12 protein-coding genes are annotated in these 14716 nt (G+C 69.9%); 8 read left to right on the forward strand and 4 right to left on the reverse strand.

Annotated elements, in window-relative coordinates:
* Positions 1 to 9 precede the first annotated feature (9 nt).
* The 7 genes from OG259_RS12635 to OG259_RS12665 all read left to right on the forward strand — a co-directional run bounded on the left by OG259_RS12635 (position 10) and on the right by OG259_RS12665 (position 6817).
* Entirely contained in the window at positions 10 to 423 is a 414-nt protein-coding gene (locus OG259_RS12635; RefSeq protein ID WP_030325548.1) for a roadblock/LC7 domain-containing protein, read from the forward strand.
* A gap of 156 nt (positions 424 to 579) precedes the next feature.
* Positions 580 to 984 carry a DUF742 domain-containing protein gene (locus OG259_RS12640; RefSeq protein ID WP_030206207.1) on the forward strand — a complete coding sequence of 135 codons (405 nt, stop codon included), beginning with the start codon at positions 580 to 582 and terminating at the stop codon, positions 982 to 984.
* Positions 965 to 1546, forward strand: coding sequence for a GTP-binding protein (locus tag OG259_RS12645; protein WP_017235981.1), 582 nt, complete (start codon positions 965 to 967; stop codon positions 1544 to 1546). Before OG259_RS12640 ends, OG259_RS12645 begins: the two co-directional genes overlap by 20 nt.
* A 340-nt stretch (positions 1547 to 1886) precedes the next feature.
* Complete coding sequence (locus OG259_RS12650; protein ID WP_328942356.1) at positions 1887 to 5189, forward strand: sensor histidine kinase; 3303 nt, start codon at positions 1887 to 1889, stop codon at positions 5187 to 5189.
* Positions 5190 to 5196: 7 nt separating this feature from the next.
* A complete protein-coding gene (locus OG259_RS12655; RefSeq protein WP_053725133.1) occupies positions 5197 to 5610 on the forward strand; it encodes a roadblock/LC7 domain-containing protein in 414 nt (137 codons plus the stop codon).
* A gap of 93 nt (positions 5611 to 5703) precedes the next feature.
* Positions 5704 to 6255, forward strand: coding sequence for a DUF742 domain-containing protein (locus OG259_RS12660; protein WP_266897068.1), 552 nt, complete (start codon positions 5704 to 5706; stop codon positions 6253 to 6255).
* Positions 6236 to 6817 (forward strand): GTP-binding protein, encoded by a 582-nt coding sequence (locus OG259_RS12665; protein ID WP_187623077.1) that lies wholly within the window; start codon positions 6236 to 6238, stop codon positions 6815 to 6817. Before OG259_RS12660 ends, OG259_RS12665 begins: the two co-directional genes overlap by 20 nt.
* A gap of 163 nt (positions 6818 to 6980) precedes the next feature.
* Here OG259_RS12665 and OG259_RS12670 read toward each other — a convergent pair whose 3' ends face one another.
* The 4 genes from OG259_RS12670 to OG259_RS12685 form a co-directional block, all read right to left on the reverse strand.
* On the reverse strand, positions 6981 to 7184 hold the full coding sequence (locus OG259_RS12670) for an acyl-CoA carboxylase subunit epsilon (RefSeq protein WP_328942357.1): 204 nt from the start codon (positions 7182 to 7184) through the stop codon (positions 6981 to 6983).
* Between the two features lie 14 nt (positions 7185 to 7198).
* Positions 7199 to 8782 (reverse strand): acyl-CoA carboxylase subunit beta, encoded by a 1584-nt coding sequence (locus OG259_RS12675; protein WP_328942358.1) that lies wholly within the window; start codon positions 8780 to 8782, stop codon positions 7199 to 7201.
* A 455-nt stretch (positions 8783 to 9237) separates the two neighbouring features.
* The gene (locus OG259_RS12680; RefSeq protein ID WP_328942359.1) at positions 9238 to 13149 is read right to left on the reverse strand and encodes an endo-alpha-N-acetylgalactosaminidase family protein; all 3912 of its coding nucleotides are present in this window, start codon (positions 13147 to 13149) and stop codon (positions 9238 to 9240) included.
* A gap of 162 nt (positions 13150 to 13311) precedes the next feature.
* Entirely contained in the window at positions 13312 to 13821 is a 510-nt protein-coding gene (locus OG259_RS12685) for a hypothetical protein (protein ID WP_266897058.1), read from the reverse strand.
* 264 nt (positions 13822 to 14085) lie between these two features.
* Between OG259_RS12685 and OG259_RS12690 the strand changes: the two genes are divergently transcribed.
* The gene (locus OG259_RS12690) at positions 14086 to 14697 is read left to right on the forward strand and encodes a YceI family protein (protein WP_328942360.1); all 612 of its coding nucleotides are present in this window, start codon (positions 14086 to 14088) and stop codon (positions 14695 to 14697) included.
* Positions 14698 to 14716: the final 19 nt, after the last annotated feature.

Raw genomic sequence — 14716 nt, forward strand, 5'->3', positions numbered from 1 at the left:
TTGAACGCGATGAGCCAGGCGGCGCAGAATCTGAACTGGTTGATCACCAACTTCGTGGACAACACCCCTGGGGTGTCCCACACGGTGGTGGTCTCCGCCGACGGACTCCTGCTGGCCATGTCCGAAGGATTCCCCCGCGACCGTGCCGACCAGCTGGCGGCGGTCGCGTCCGGACTGACCTCGCTGACCGCGGGTGCGTCCCGGATCTTCGAGGGGGGACCCGTCGCGCAGACCGTGGTGGAGATGGAGCGCGGCTTCCTCTTCCTCATGTCGGTCTCCGACGGCTCCTCGCTGGCCGTGCTCGCGCACCCCGAGTGCGACATCGGCCTCGTGGGCTACGAGATGACGCTGCTGGTCGACCGGGCCGGCAGTGTCCTCACCCCGGATCTCCGCGCGGAGCTCCAGGGCAGCCTGCTCCACTAGCCGGGTTGCTTCACGGAAACCCCACCGCACCACCGACCGACAGGGCGGTACGCCCCTCCGTACCGCCCTGGCACCGTTATCCGTCCGGCCGCCCCACCCGGCCCCCCACCGGCCCCATCAGACGGCAGATCGTTTGCCGTCACGCCCGGAGGATTCATGACCCCGCCCCCCGCCTCTCACGATCCGTACGGCAATTCAGTCGACGAGTACGGACATGAGGGCGACCAGCCGCTGGTGCGTCCGTACGCGATGACCGGCGGCCGGACCCGGCCGCGTTACCAGCTCGCCATCGAGGCGCTGGTCAGCACCACGGCCGACCCGGCGCACCTCGCCACGCTCCTCCCGGAGCACCAGCGGATCTGCCACCTGTGCCGTGAGGTCAAGTCGGTGGCCGAGGTGTCGGCTCTGCTGTCGATGCCCCTCGGTGTCGCCCGCATCCTCGTCGCCGACCTGGCGGAGGCCGGCATGGTGGCGATCCACCAGCCGGGCAACGGAGAGACCGGCGGCACGCCGGACGTGACTCTGCTCGAAAGGGTGCTCAGTGGACTTCGCAAGCTCTAGCGGCGGCGCGGCCCGTTCAACCACCAGCGCGAAGATCGTGGTGGCGGGTGGCTTCGGCGTGGGCAAGACCACGTTCGTGGGCGCCGTCTCGGAGATCAACCCGCTGCGTACCGAGGCCGTCATGACGTCCGCGTCCGCGGGCATCGACGACCTCACGCACACGGGTGGCAAGACGACGACGACCGTGGCCATGGACTTCGGCCGCATCACGCTGGACCAGGACCTGATCCTGTACCTCTTCGGTACGCCGGGCCAGGACCGCTTCTGGTTCATGTGGGACGACCTGGTCCGCGGCGCCATCGGCGCCGTCGTCCTGGTCGACACCCGCCGTCTCGCGGACTGCTTCCCGGCGGTCGACTACTTCGAGAACAGCGGACTGCCGTTCGTCATCGCCCTCAACGGCTTCGACGGGGCCCAGCCGTACCAGCCCGAGGAGGTCCGCGAGGCCCTTCAGATCGGCCCGGACACCCCCATCATCACCACGGACGCCCGCCACCGCGCGGACGCCAAGAGCGCGCTCATCACGCTCGTCGAGCACGCCCTCATGGCCCGCCTCAAGTAACGGGACCAACCGGGGCGGTTGTCATATGCCACCGCCAGGGGCGGTCTGTGTCCTTCGACACGGCCGCCCGCGCGTTCATAACATTTCGACAGAGAATTGGGGCGCCTCGGACACCCGACGCATCCGATCGGTGTCACTGCGCTCACATGAGCCCCGCCATTTGGCGGGGCTCGCTCTTTATGCCCGTTTTATACGAGGTCTGGACCGGCGAAAGCCGCCAGTGCCCACTGTTTGGAACCGACCCCCTTCACGTGCTGCAATTCATGAACTCCCGAGTAGTACGGCCCTGAACGAAACACCGGCACAACGTAGGTGCCGACGCCGAGAGGTTGTTGGTCGAGTGAGGCGCAGCAAGGAAAGCTCCGCGGAGCAGGAGACACGGGGCAACTTCACCCCGCCGTCGCGGACGGTGATGTCGCCCGCGGACGTGCCCGTGACGCAGCCCCCCGTGGTCGCCACCCCGGGCAGCTCCAGCAAGCTTTCGCCCCGCAACTGGCGGGTGCCCACCAGGCTGAACGCGATCCTCCTCATACCCGTGCTGGTCGGCCTCGTCATGGGCGGCTTCCAGGTCAAGGGAGCGATCGACACCTGGCAGGAGGCGCAGGACGCCGAGAAGACGGCGCTCATCGTGCGCGCCGCCTCGGAGTACAGCACCGCCCTCCTCAACGAGCGGGACCTCACCGCGGGCCCGCTGCTCGCGGCCAAGTCCGCCGAGGACCGCAAGAGCGACGACGTCACGCGGGCGTACGCCGCGACCGACGCCGCCCGGATCAAGTTCGACGAGGCCGCCAAGAACCTGCCCTCGGGCCAGGGTCTCGAACGCCGCCTCCGGCTCTTCAAGGACGAGGAGCCGAAGCTCGACGCGCTGCGCAAGGCCGCGTACACCCGCTCCCTCGACCCGGTGAACACCCAGCTCGGGTACACCGGCGTCCAGCACTACCTCACCGAGTTCTCCAACGAGCTCGGCCTCGGCACCGGCAACGTCACCGCCTACGGCCGTAGCGTCTACGCCATCCAGCTGGCCAAGGGCGCCGAGTCGCTCCAGCGCTCCATCGGCACCCAGCTCCTGGTCCGGCCCAGCCGCACCGAAGCCGTCTTCGCCCAGCAGTCCGTGGCGTTCAACTCGTACAACTACCTGGAGCAGATCGCCCTCGGCGAGTTCTCCTCCGGTGGTATGCCCGAGGACGTCGAGCTGCTGAAGAAGGTCATGGCGGGCAAGGCCGCCGAGGGCGCCAAGCAGATGCAGGCCGCCGGCGTCGACCTGCCCAAGGGCAAGGACGGCTCCGTCTACTCCGGCTCCGCCACCGCGATCGGCACCGCCAAGGGCCCCGAGGCCCTCGCGGCGCTCAAGTCCAAGGGCGTCACGGCCGAGAGCTGGATGGCCGTCGCCACCGCCAAGTTCGACGGCTACTCCGAGGTCGAGAAGGCCCTGGTCGACAAGGCCGTGGCCGAGGCGATCAAGATCTCCGACGAGGCCAAGACCGACGCCTGGGTCATCGGTGGCATCGTCGTCATCGCCCTGCTCGCCGCCTTCATCCTGGCCGGGATGATGGCCCGCCAGATGAGCCGCTCGATGCAGCAGCTGCGCACCGCCGCCTTCGGCATCGCCGAGCAGCGCCTGCCGATGCTGGTCGACCAGCTCTCCCGTACCGAGCCGGGCCGTGTCGACACCCGCGTCCAGCCGATCCCGATCGACACGCAGGACGAGATCGGCGAGGTCGCCCGCGCCTTCGACCAGGTCCACCGCGAGGCCGTCCGGCTCGCCGCCGAGCAGGCCATGCTCCGTGGCAACGTCAACGCGATCTTCACCAACCTCTCGCGCCGCAACCAGTCGCTGATCGAGGGCCAGCTGACCCTCATCACCGACCTGGAGAACAACGAGGCCGACCCGGACCAGCTGGAGAACCTCTTCCGCCTGGACCACCTCGCGACCCGTATGCGCCGCAACGGCGAGAACCTCCTCGTCCTCGCGGGCGAGGAGCCCGGCCGCCGCTGGGACCAGCCGGTCCCGCTGGTCGACGTCATGCGCGCCGCCTCCTCCGAGGTGGAGCAGTACGAGCGCATCGAGCTGGCCGGTGTCCCGGAGGCCGAGATCCACGGCCAGGCCGTGACCGACCTCGTGCACCTGCTCGCCGAGCTCCTGGAGAACGCCACGACGTTCTCCTCCCCCCAGACCAAGGTCCGCGTCACCGCGACCCGTCTCCCCGACGGCCGTGTGATGGTCGAGATCCACGACAAGGGCATCGGCCTCACCGCCGAGGACTTCGCGGACATCAACCACAAGCTGGCCAACCCGCCGACCGTCGACGCCGCCGTCTCGCAGCGCATGGGCCTCTTCGTGGTCGGCCGACTCGCCGACCGCCACGGCATCCGGGTCCAGCTGCGCCCCTCGGGCGAGCAGGCCGGTACGACCTCGCTGGTCATGCTGCCGGACGCGATCACGCACGGTGGTGGTGGCGAGCAGCCGCTCCAGGGCGACTTCACGGTCTCGCAGATCATTCCGCAGCAGCAGCAGCCGAGTGCCTTCGAGAGCGCACCGCCGCAGCAGCAGCCGATGCTGACCGCGGCCGACCTCGGCTTCGACGACTCGCGTTACGAGCAGCCGGCCGAGGAGGAGCGCCAGCTCGACCCGGTCGACCGCTCGCTGAAGCGCGAGGGGCGGCGTGCCGCCCTGGAGGCCCAGACGCAGAGTGGCGACCGGCCGCTCTTCCGCGACGAGGCCGAGCAGCCGGAGGAGTACGGACAGGGCCAGGAGTACGCGCAGCAGGCCCAGGGCCAGGAGTACGGGCAGGGTCAGGAGTACGGGCAGCAGCAGGCCCAGGAGTACCCGGCCGAGCAGTACGCCCCGGCGCAGGACTACGGGCAGCAGCAGCCCCAAGGGACACAGGAGTACGGCCAGGAGTACGCGGCCGACTTCGCGCAGCAGCAGGACGGCTACGCGTACCCGCAGCAGGGCTACGAGGCGTACCCCCAGCAGGGCTATGCGGAAGCTTCGTACGAGACCCCGACAACCGAACACCAGCAGTACGGCAATGCGTTCGATGCCCAGTCCCACCAGGCAGAGTGGCAGGATCAGAGCGCTTACCAGGGCGGCTACCAGCAGCAGTACGGAGCGGAATCGGAATCTGCTCCGAGCGCTCCCGAACAGGCCCCCGACCGCGTAGGCTTCGACCGTCCGGGTCCGACCCCCAGTGCCGCCCCGGACGCCGGTCACGCGCTGACCGATGCCGGACTGCCGCGCCGCGGCAGCGTCGCCTCGCCGAACCAGCAGGCGCCGCAGCAGCAGGCACCGCAGCAGGTGAAGCCCGCGCAGCCGGCGCAGGAGCAGCGGAACGACGCCGACACCACCGACGAATGGCGCTCGACCAACGACGAGCGCTGGCAGCGGGCCGGGAAGCTCAAGGACCCGAAGGCCGGCGGGGTCACCTCGTCCGGTCTCCCCCGCCGGGTCCCGAAGGCCAACCTGGTCGAGGGCACGGCTGAGCAGACCCCGCAGGGCGGCCCCCAGGTCTCCCGCGCACCCGAGGACGTACGGGGCAGGTTGAGCAACCTGCGCCGTGGTGTCCAGCAGGGACGCAGCGCGGGAACGGACACGAACGGATCGGGCCTCGGCCCGGGCAGTACCTACAACCAGGAGCGTTAGTGTGAGCATGAGCCAGGCGGCGCAGAATCTGAACTGGTTGATCACCAACTTCGTGGACAACACCCCCGGGGTGTCGCACACGGTGGTGGTCTCCGCCGACGGACTCCTGCTGGCGATGTCCGAGGGTTTCCCCCGGGACCGCGCCGACCAGCTGGCGGCCGTCGCTTCCGGACTGACCTCGCTGACCGCGGGCGCGTCCCGGATCTTCGAGGGCGGTGCGGTCAATCAGACCGTGGTGGAGATGGAGCGCGGCTTCCTCTTCATCATGTCGGTCTCGGACGGCTCCTCGCTGGCCGTCCTCGCCCACCCGGAGGCCGACATCGGTCTCGTGGGCTACGAGATGGCTCTGCTCGTGGACCGCGCGGGCAGCGTCCTGACTCCTGACCTCCGGGCGGAGCTTCAGGGAAGTCTTCTCAACTAACAGACAGACAGTGCGTTTCGCGCCACCGCCCCGTAAGGTGCGGTGGCGCGGTTTCCAAGGGACATGGACCGCGAGGCAGTCGGAGGAGGAGACGTGGGAACACCACCGGGCTCAAGCCCCTACAACGGTTATGACGCGTACCAGGCGCCGCTCGGCGACACCACGCAGAACCGGTTCAACTTTCCCTCCACCCCGAGCAGACAGGGTGTGTCGCAGCCCTACCGGCAGCCTCACGCCCAGCCCGCGGGTGCGCAGGGCTCCTCGCGTGCTCCTTCCGCCGCCGGTTCGAGCAGCTCGGGCGGGCACAACCCGCTGGTGCGTCCGTACGCGATGACCGGCGGCCGGACCCGGCCGCGTTACCAGCTCGCCATCGAGGCGCTGGTCAGTACCACGGCCGATCCGGCGCGGCTGCAGGGGCAGTTGCCCGAGCACCAGCGGATCTGCCGGCTGTGCTTCGAGATCAAGTCGGTCGCGGAGATCTCGGCCCTTCTCTCCATCCCCCTCGGCGTCGCCCGAATCCTCGTCGCCGACCTGGCAGAGGCCGGACTTGTCGCCATCCACCAGCCGGGCGGCGACGAAGCCGCCGGCGGTCAGCCAGACGTGACACTGCTCGAAAGGGTGCTCAGTGGACTTCGCAAGCTCTAGCGGCGGCGCGGCCCGTTCAACCACCAGCGCGAAGATCGTGGTGGCGGGTGGCTTCGGCGTGGGCAAGACCACGTTCGTGGGCGCCGTCTCGGAGATCAACCCGCTGCGTACCGAAGCCGTCATGACGTCCGCGTCCGCGGGCATCGACGACCTCACGCACACCGGCGACAAGACGACGACGACTGTCGCCATGGACTTCGGCCGCATCACGCTGGACCAGGACCTGATCCTGTACCTCTTCGGTACGCCGGGCCAGGACCGCTTCTGGTTCATGTGGGACGACCTGGTCCGCGGCGCCATCGGCGCCGTCGTGCTCGTCGACACCCGCCGCCTCGCCGACTGCTTCCCCGCGGTCGACTACTTCGAGAACAGCGGACTGCCGTTCGTCATCGCCCTCAACGGCTTCGACGGGAGCCAGCCGTACCAGCCCGAGGAGGTCCGCGAGGCCCTTCAGATCGGCCCGGACACCCCCATCATCACCACGGACGCCCGCCACCGCGCGGACGCCAAGAGCGCGCTCATCACACTCGTCGAGCACGCCCTCATGGCCCGCCTGCGGTAGCTGTCCCCGGCGTTTCGTACCGAAGGCCGCGTTCCCCTCGGGGAGCGCGGCCTTCGGCGTGTCCGGAGCACGGCCTCACGGCGCCGCCAGGGCCCTGACAGCGCGAAGGAGGGCCGGAACCCGGTGATACCGGGTTCCGGCCCTCCTCGGGCCGATCGTGCGATCAGCGCCAGCTGTGCGGCGCGCGGAAGCCGTGCTCGCGCTCCAGTCGGCGCCAGCCGGCCGTGGTGCGGGCGCGGTGGTCCGTCGTCGCGTCCTCGTCGGACCGGGCGGCGGCGCGGGCGAGCAGCACCGCCGTGATGGCGGCCAGCTCCTCGGGGTCGGCGAGGCCCTTCTCGACACGGAGAAGGTTGGCAGGGGTTGTCACGTGGATGACTCCTCTTACTGAGGCGGGTTGCCGTGCTTGCGGGACGGCAGGTCGGCGTGCTTGGTGCGGAGCATCGCGAGGGACCTGATGAGCACCTGGCGGGTGTCGGCGGGGTCGATGACGTCGTCGACCAGGCCGCGCTCCGCCGCGTAGTACGGGTGCATCAGCTCGGCCTTGTACTCCTTGACCATGCGGGCTCGCATGGCCTCGGGGTCCTCGGCCTCGGCGATCTGCTTGCGGAAGATCACGTTGGCGGCGCCCTCGGCGCCCATGACCGCGATTTCGTTGGTGGGCCAGGCGTACGTCAGGTCGGCGCCGATGGACTGGGAGTCCATGACGATGTAAGCGCCGCCGTACGCCTTGCGCAGGATCAGGCTGATCCGGGGCACGGTCGCGTTGCAGTACGCGTACAGCAGCTTCGCGCCGTGGCGGATGATTCCACCGTGCTCCTGGTCGACGCCCGGCAGGAAGCCGGGTACGTCCAGAAGGGTGATGATCGGGATGTTGAAGGCGTCGCACATCTGCACGAAGCGGGCGGCCTTCTCGGAGGCCTCGATGTCCAGGACACCGGCCAGCGTCTGGGGCTGGTTGGCGACGAGACCGACGACCTGGCCGTCGAGCCGGGCGAGGGCGCAGATGATGTTGCGGGCCCAGCGCTCGTGGATCTCCAGGTAGTCGCCGTCGTCGACGAGCTCCTCGATGACCTTGTGCATGTCGTACGGGCGGTTGCCGTCGGCCGGGACCAGGTCGAGCAGGACGTCGGAGCGGCGGTCCGCCGGGTCCTCGGAGGCGACGGTCGGCGGGTTCTCGCGGTTGTTCTGCGGGAGCATCGACAGGAGGTAGCGGACCTCCGCGATGCAGGTCTCCTCGTCGTCGTACGCGAAGTGGGAGACACCGGAGACACCCGCGTGGACATCGGCGCCGCCGAGGCCGTTCTGGGTGATCTCCTCGCCGGTGACCGCCTTGACGACGTCCGGTCCGGTGATGAACATCTGCGAGGTCTCGCGGACCATGAAGACGAAGTCCGTGAGGGCCGGGCTGTAGGCCGCGCCGCCGGCGCACGGGCCGAGCATCACCGAGATCTGCGGGATGACACCCGAGGCGCGGGTGTTGCGCTGGAAGATGCCGCCGTAGCCGGCGAGGGCGGAGACGCCCTCCTGGATACGGGCGCCGGCGCCGTCGTTCAGGGAGACCAGCGGGGCTCCGGCCGCGATGGCCATGTCCATGATCTTGTGGATCTTCGTCGCGTGCGCCTCGCCGAGCGCGCCGCCGAAGATCCGGAAGTCGTGCGCGTAGACGAAGACCGTCCGGCCCTCGACCGTGCCCCACCCGGTGATCACACCGTCGGTGTACGGCTTCTTCGCCTCCAGGCCGAAGCCCTGGGCGCGGTGCCGGCGCAGTTGCTCGACCTCGTTGAAGGAACCGGGGTCGAGCAGCAGCTCGATGCGCTCGCGCGCCGTCAGCTTGCCCTTCGCGTGCTGGGCCTCGGTCGCGCGCTCACTCGGGCCACGCAGGGCCTGCTCGCGCAGGACGTGCAGCTCGGCCACTCGGCCACGGGCGTCGGCGGGCTCGCTCGGGATCTGATCCACAACGGTCATGTACCGACCCTACGAAGTCGGACAAGAAAACCCCGCCGTCGACTCCGTACAGTCTCCCGTGTCGATTCCTGGTGGGGCCGGACAGAACGATGACCCGACCAGCGCGAGTGAACAGCCAGGGACCCCTCGTGTTTGTAGGGTTCCGACACCGACCTCAGCGAGTCGGGATGATTCGGGCACTGCCCGTCCTGCCCATGGGCGGCGGATCGCCCCGGCCGTGTTCCACACCAGCATGGCATTCTCCGCGGCACCGCCGACCAGGTGGGCCGTCGCGCCGCGGCACCCCCGCCCGCTGAAAACGGGACACGGCGAGACGTATGTGCCGTCTCGCCGTGCCCTGTGAGGGTGGCCTGTGAGCAGGCCCGTACGGGTTGGCCCGTGCGGGTGACCTCCTCTGTGCACTCCGGTCAGCTCACGTCAGCGCATCCGGCTCGCGTCAGCTCTTCTCGGCCATTTCAGCCTCCGCAGTGGAAGCGGGCGTTCCCCCAGTCCGCGTGGTCGTTGCCGTTGCCGTCGCCTCCGTCGCCGACCACCAGGTCGACCCAGGTGGCGCCGGTGACGTCGGCGGTGAGCGACCAGGCCGTGTCGGTGGCCTTGAGGACCGGGGACTTCACCTTCTCCGTTCCGTCGGCGAGGACGCTGAACTGGACGCTGCCCCGGCTGGTCTGGACGTCGTCCACCCCGACCTCGGCGGTGAGGGAGGTGCAGCGGCCGCCCAGGTAGTAGCGGACCTTCGCGGGCGCGTGGCTGCCGAGGCCCTTGGCGTACGTCACTCCCCCGACGCGCAGCGGGGAGCCGTCGCCGGTGCCCGTCTCGCCGTTGGAGAGGTCGCGCTCGACGGGGCCCCAGCCGTTGGTGGCCGAGGTCCAGTCCAGGTCGCTGGCCCAGCTGTCGGCGGTGGGCGGCGGGGGCAGCGTACGGACGGTGGTGGCGGCGGTGAGCTTCCGCTCCCCTCCCCCGACCCTGTAGGCGACGGAGGCGTCGAGCGTGTACGGCCGGTAGGCCGCGTCCACCGGAGGCGTCACCTGCCAGGTGGCGGTGGCCTTCCCGCCCGCCGCGACCGTGCCCAGGGAGACGGGTGCGGCCGGTTCGGCGGTCCAGCCCGCCGGGAGGGTGAGTTCGGCCCGGGCGCCGGAGACCTCGCCCGCCTCGTCGTTGGCGAAGGTGGCCGTGACCTGGTTCGGGCGGCCCGGCTCCAGGGTCTCGGGCGCGGCGACGGTGAGCGTGCCGCAGGCGGCGCGCTCGGCGGCCGGGCCGAGGTCGGTGACGGTGAAGGCGTCGAGGACGAAGTCGGCGCCGTCCGGGGCGTCACCGCGCTTGCGCAGGCCCGTCCAGGTGTCGCCGCAGCCGGCCGTGACGGTCTCGGAGAAGTGCCCGTCGGCCCTCTGCTGCCCGAGGGGGGTGCGGCGGGTCTCCACGGAGGTCCCGTTCGCACGGTCGTAGCCGGTGACCCACTCGTACGCGCCCGCGTGGCTCGATCGGTAGTCGTACTCGACGCGGTAGGTGCGGCCGTCCTTCATGGGGACGGTCCAGGGCGCGGTCCGGTAGACCAGTCCGCTGTTCTCGTCGTGGGACTTGAGGGACTCGGCGCCGCCGATGACGTCGTCGATCAGCTTCCCGTTCCAGCCGGCCTGGGTGTACGGGGCGTGCAGCTGGGCGATGTGGGTGCGCGGGTCGGTCGTACCGCCGGAGTCGCCCTTGAGGAAGGGGCCCCAGCCCTGGTCGACGGCCTCGAAGTCCTCGTACACCAGCGTTCCGGCCTTGCCGGCGGGGGCGTTGGCGACGATCCGGACGTCGTCGATCCGGACGGTGGCGGCGCTGCCGCTCGCGGCCTGGATCCGCAGCGGGGTGCTGCCGCCGACCGGTGCGGTGAAGGTGACCTTGGCGCGCTGGAAGCGGGTGCCGTTCCAGTCGGAGGCGGCGACCCGGTCCTGGAGCGAGGAGCGTTCGACGGTGACGGCCTGCCCGCCGATCGAGAGGGTGGTGGGCCGGGTGGCGCCCGCCGCGACCTCGATGAGGGCGGAGGCGGTGTACCGCTTGCCGGGGGTGAGTCCGGTGATCTGCTGGCGGACCGAGGCGGCGGCGGTGCCGGAGAGCGCGGCGCTGTTGCGGCCCTGCTCGTCGGTGTCACGGGCGACGGTGCCGGCCTTGGTCCAGCCGGTGAGCTTCGCGTCGTTGAAGCCGGGGTCCTTCACCGGGGTGCCCTGGCCCCACTTGGCGGCGGCCTGGTCGGGGGCCCGGTCGGGGTAGAGGACGTAGGGCTGCCCGGCGACGGCGTCGAGGGTGATCTTCCCGCCGGTGGGCCGCACGGTGGCGGTCTTCACGCGTCCGTTGTCGGTGAGCTTGTAGACGGAGTACGAGCCGGCACCGGCCGGGACGGCCCAACTGGTCGTGCCGCCGGTCTTGTTGTAGTGGTAGAGCTTCTTCCCGCCGTCCTTGCCGCCGTCTTTTCCGCCGTCCCAGGGCAGCAGGTAGTTCTCGCCGTCCAGGACCTTGCGGCCGTTGTCGTAGAAGGTGCGGCGGCCGTCCTCGACGGTGCCGCGGACCCCGCCGGTGAAGGTGAGGTCGTTGCCGTTCCAGCGGGTGATCTTCTGCTGCTGGAGGTACTTGGCGGGCAGGTTCCGCTGCCAGATGTTGGCAGTGAAGTCGTTCCAGTCGGTCTCGCCGGTCCAGCCCTCGAAGTCGACGAGGGCGGTCTGGCCGAGGACCGGGTGGTTGTTCCAGATGTCCTTCTCGCCGTTGCGGATGAAGCGGACGATCTGAGAGTTGATGCCCTTGTTGGTGGCGCCGCCGTAGTCGAGGTCGTTGGCCCAGTGGGACCAGAGGGAGGCCCTCTCGAACTTCTCGGACCACTCGGTGGCGACGTTCCAGCCCTGTGCCTGGACGGCGCGCATCGTCTCGTCGGCGATCCAGCCGTGGGTGTAGTAGACGTCGATGTAGAGCATGGAGAGGTTGCGGTCGGTCTCGTCGCGCAGCTGCTGGAAGCGGCGGGCGAGGTCGCCGCTGTTGATGTCGCGGCGCTGGTCGATGTAGTAGCTCTGGTTGAGCCAGTTCCAGCCGGGCTTCGTCTTGTCGACGAGGGTCTCGCTGAAGTTCTTCGCCTCGGGGTACGACTCGGTGGCGTTGACGTGGACGCCGAAGTCCGCGCCCCACTTCCGGCCCTCCTTGAGGAGGACGTTGAGGTCGGCGAGGCCGCCGGCCCGCTTGTTGTAGTTGCCGCCGTAGTCGGGGTGGGCGGAGTCGTGGCCCTCGGAGCCGTACCCCTTGAGCAGCGCGAACTGGCCGAGTCCGTCGGTGGAGAGCGAGATCCGCTTGACGTCGTCGAGGGTGCGCAGGAAGGGGTGGGTGGCCTGGGAGGCGAAGTTGAACGGGATGTGGGCGACGACCCGGTCGGGGGTCTGCTCGCTACCGGGGGCCTTGATCCCGATCGTACGGAAGGCGACGGCGCCGTCCTGCCAGTCGGTGGCGCCGTCGGCGTTGGCGTCGGGGGTGACGACGACCTTGGCCCAGGGCAGACCGTCGCCGCTCGCGGGCTTCGGGGCACCCTCGCCGCGGTAGGTCCACTGGCCGGACCAGACGCCGACGCGGGTCTCGGTGCCGCTCTTGCGGGCCTGGTGCCAGAAGCGGGCGCCGTCGCGGGCGGACGCCCCGGTGGGCTTGTCGTAGCTGGAGTTGGACTCGACGGCGGCGGCGAGCTGCCCGGTGTTGACGATCGCGTAGCTCGCGCCGACCGGGTTCGCGTCGGCGGCGGTCGCGTCGGTGACCGGTGCGAAGACGTCGGCGGTACGGGTGGAGTCGGGGTCGAGCCGGGTGAAGGCGGTCGCCGCGCCGGCGTCCGAGGAGCCCACGGAGACCAGGTCGTGGCCCGGTATGTCGAGGGTGCCGACCCGGAAGCCCTCGGTGTCACGGACGGCGGTCACCTTGAAGGTGGTGGTCCGCCCCTCGACGCCGAGGCGCGCGTCGATCTCGACGCCGGGCAGCTCGGGGAAGGTGAGGGTGTACGCGGCGGAGGAGGCGGTCAGGACGGGGGCGCCCTTGGCCCGGACGGTGCGGGCGGTGCCGTTGAGGACGATCTCGGTGACCGGGGCCGTACTGCCGAGGAGGCGGGCACCGGTCGTGCGGTCGGTGTACGCGAGGACACGGGGGAAGTCCTCGGCGACGGCGACGGAGAGCTGGGGGGAGGCGATGACGGGGGCATCGGCGGCCGCGGTGGCGGCTGCGGCGCCTCCGGCCGGGGCGCCCTCGGCCGTGGCGCCCCCGGCCGCGGTGCCTTCGGCGAGCGCGGGCCCGGCCAGGGCGAACACGGCGGAGGAAGCGACGGCGAGCGCGCAGACTGCACGGATTCTTCGCGAAGGGGGGAGGGACATGCGCACTAGTTGGCCCCGCCCCGGCGGCACCGTCAACGAGATCGAGCCGCGCGGGCCCCTCCAGTCCAAGAATCCCCTTCGGTTAGTCCAAGTGACCACCGAAGGGGGTTCCTTGAGGCCGGCGGCCGGTCCGCGGACGATCCGCGGCCGGTCAGCGACCGGTCAGCAGCCGCCGCAATTGTAGAAGGTCACGTCCCAGTGGTTGCCCTCGTCGGCGTAGACGTTGCCCGCGCCGGACTTCCACTGCGGGGCGCCGTCCCCGCGGACACCGATGTACGTGAACGTGTTCTTCACGTAGTTGGTGACACAGGTGGCCTTGCCGAAGTCGAGCTTGTAGCCGTTCCAGTGGGAGTACGTGCCGCTCGCGTGGCCCGTCTCGGTGCCTCCGGTGATGTTCAGGGCGCAGCCGCTGGCGCTCTTCAGGGTCTGGGCACCCTGGGCGGTGGCCAGGTTGAGCTGGTCGAAGGACGTGCAGGTGGAGACGTTGCGGTTGGAGCAGTTGCCGGACGAGCTCCAGGTGATCCCGGAGGACCGGAACATCGAGGTCGCGGTGGCGTGGCTGATCTTGGTGACCGCGTGGGCCTCGCCGGCGGCGGTGAGGACGCCGACGCCGGGCGCGAAGAGGGCGCCGAGGACGAGGGCCAGGGCGGTGAGGACGGAGCGGAACTTCATCGGGAGTGCCTCCTGCTGGTGACCGTGACGGTTGGGGACGGCAGTGCAGGTGGTGCCGGTGGCGCTGAGGGAACCGTGGCGCAGGGAGATGGTGCCGCAGTTCTACGCGCGTCCGAAAGGGGGCGTCGGCTTCCGGTTCGCCTCATCCGGATGAACATCTTCCCTAGATGTTGAAAATTGAACGGAATGCGTCTACAGTCGTTCTCGTTGAAGGTTCAACAAGTACCGCTCAACAACAAATCTTCGATCAAGGAGCAGTCAGTCATGGGTCTCTTCAACCGCAAGAGCAACGAGTCCGCCGTCGCCGTCGCCACCCTCCCCGTCGACCCGGCCCTGGCCGCCCTGACCGGCGACTACACCATCGACCCGGCCCACAGCAGCATCGGCTTCACCGTCCGTCACGCCATGGTCACCAACGTCCGCGGCACCTTCGCCGAGCACGAGGGCGCCCTCTCGCTGGACGGCGCGAACCCGGACGCCTCCACCGCCTCGATCGACATCAAGATCGCCTCGATCGACACGGGCATCGGCGACCGCGACGGTCACCTGCGCAGCGGCGACTTCTTCGACGCCGAGCAGTTCCCGCTGATGAGCTTCCGCTCCTCGGCCGCCGAGCAGCTGGGCGGCGACAAGTACCGGATCACCGGCGACCTGACCATCAAGGACGTCACGAAGCCGCTCGCCATCGACCTGGAGTTCAACGGCTCCGCGACGGACGTGTACGGCAACGAGCGCGTCGGCTTCGAGGGCTCCGCCGAGATCCTGCGCTCCGACTGGGGCCTGACCTGGAACGCGGCCCTGGAGACCGGCGGTGTGATGGTCAGCGACAAGGTCAAGCTGAACTTCGACATCTCCGCGATCAAGAACGCCGCCTGAGGCTGATCATCCCCGGGGA

This window comes from Streptomyces sp. NBC_00250 (assembly GCF_036192275.1).
Taxonomy (GTDB): domain Bacteria; phylum Actinomycetota; class Actinomycetes; order Streptomycetales; family Streptomycetaceae; genus Streptomyces.

Bases quoted from the DNA above. Each gene is read 5' to 3' on its own strand.
- OG259_RS12635 (WP_030325548.1), top strand. From the start codon at position 10: ATGAGCCAGGCGGCGCAGAATCTGAACTGGTTGATCACCAACTTCGTG.
- OG259_RS12640 (WP_030206207.1), top strand. From the start codon at position 580: ATGACCCCGCCCCCCGCCTCTCACGATCCGTACGGCAATTCAGTCGAC.
- OG259_RS12655 (WP_053725133.1), top strand. From the start codon at position 5,197: ATGAGCCAGGCGGCGCAGAATCTGAACTGGTTGATCACCAACTTCGTG.
- OG259_RS12675 (WP_328942358.1), bottom strand. From the start codon at position 8,782: ATGACCGTTGTGGATCAGATCCCGAGCGAGCCCGCCGACGCCCGTGGC.
- OG259_RS12680 (WP_328942359.1), bottom strand. From the start codon at position 13,149: ATGTCCCTCCCCCCTTCGCGAAGAATCCGTGCAGTCTGCGCGCTCGCC.
- OG259_RS12685 (WP_266897058.1), bottom strand. From the start codon at position 13,821: ATGAAGTTCCGCTCCGTCCTCACCGCCCTGGCCCTCGTCCTCGGCGCC.
- OG259_RS12690 (WP_328942360.1), top strand. From the start codon at position 14,086: ATGGGTCTCTTCAACCGCAAGAGCAACGAGTCCGCCGTCGCCGTCGCC.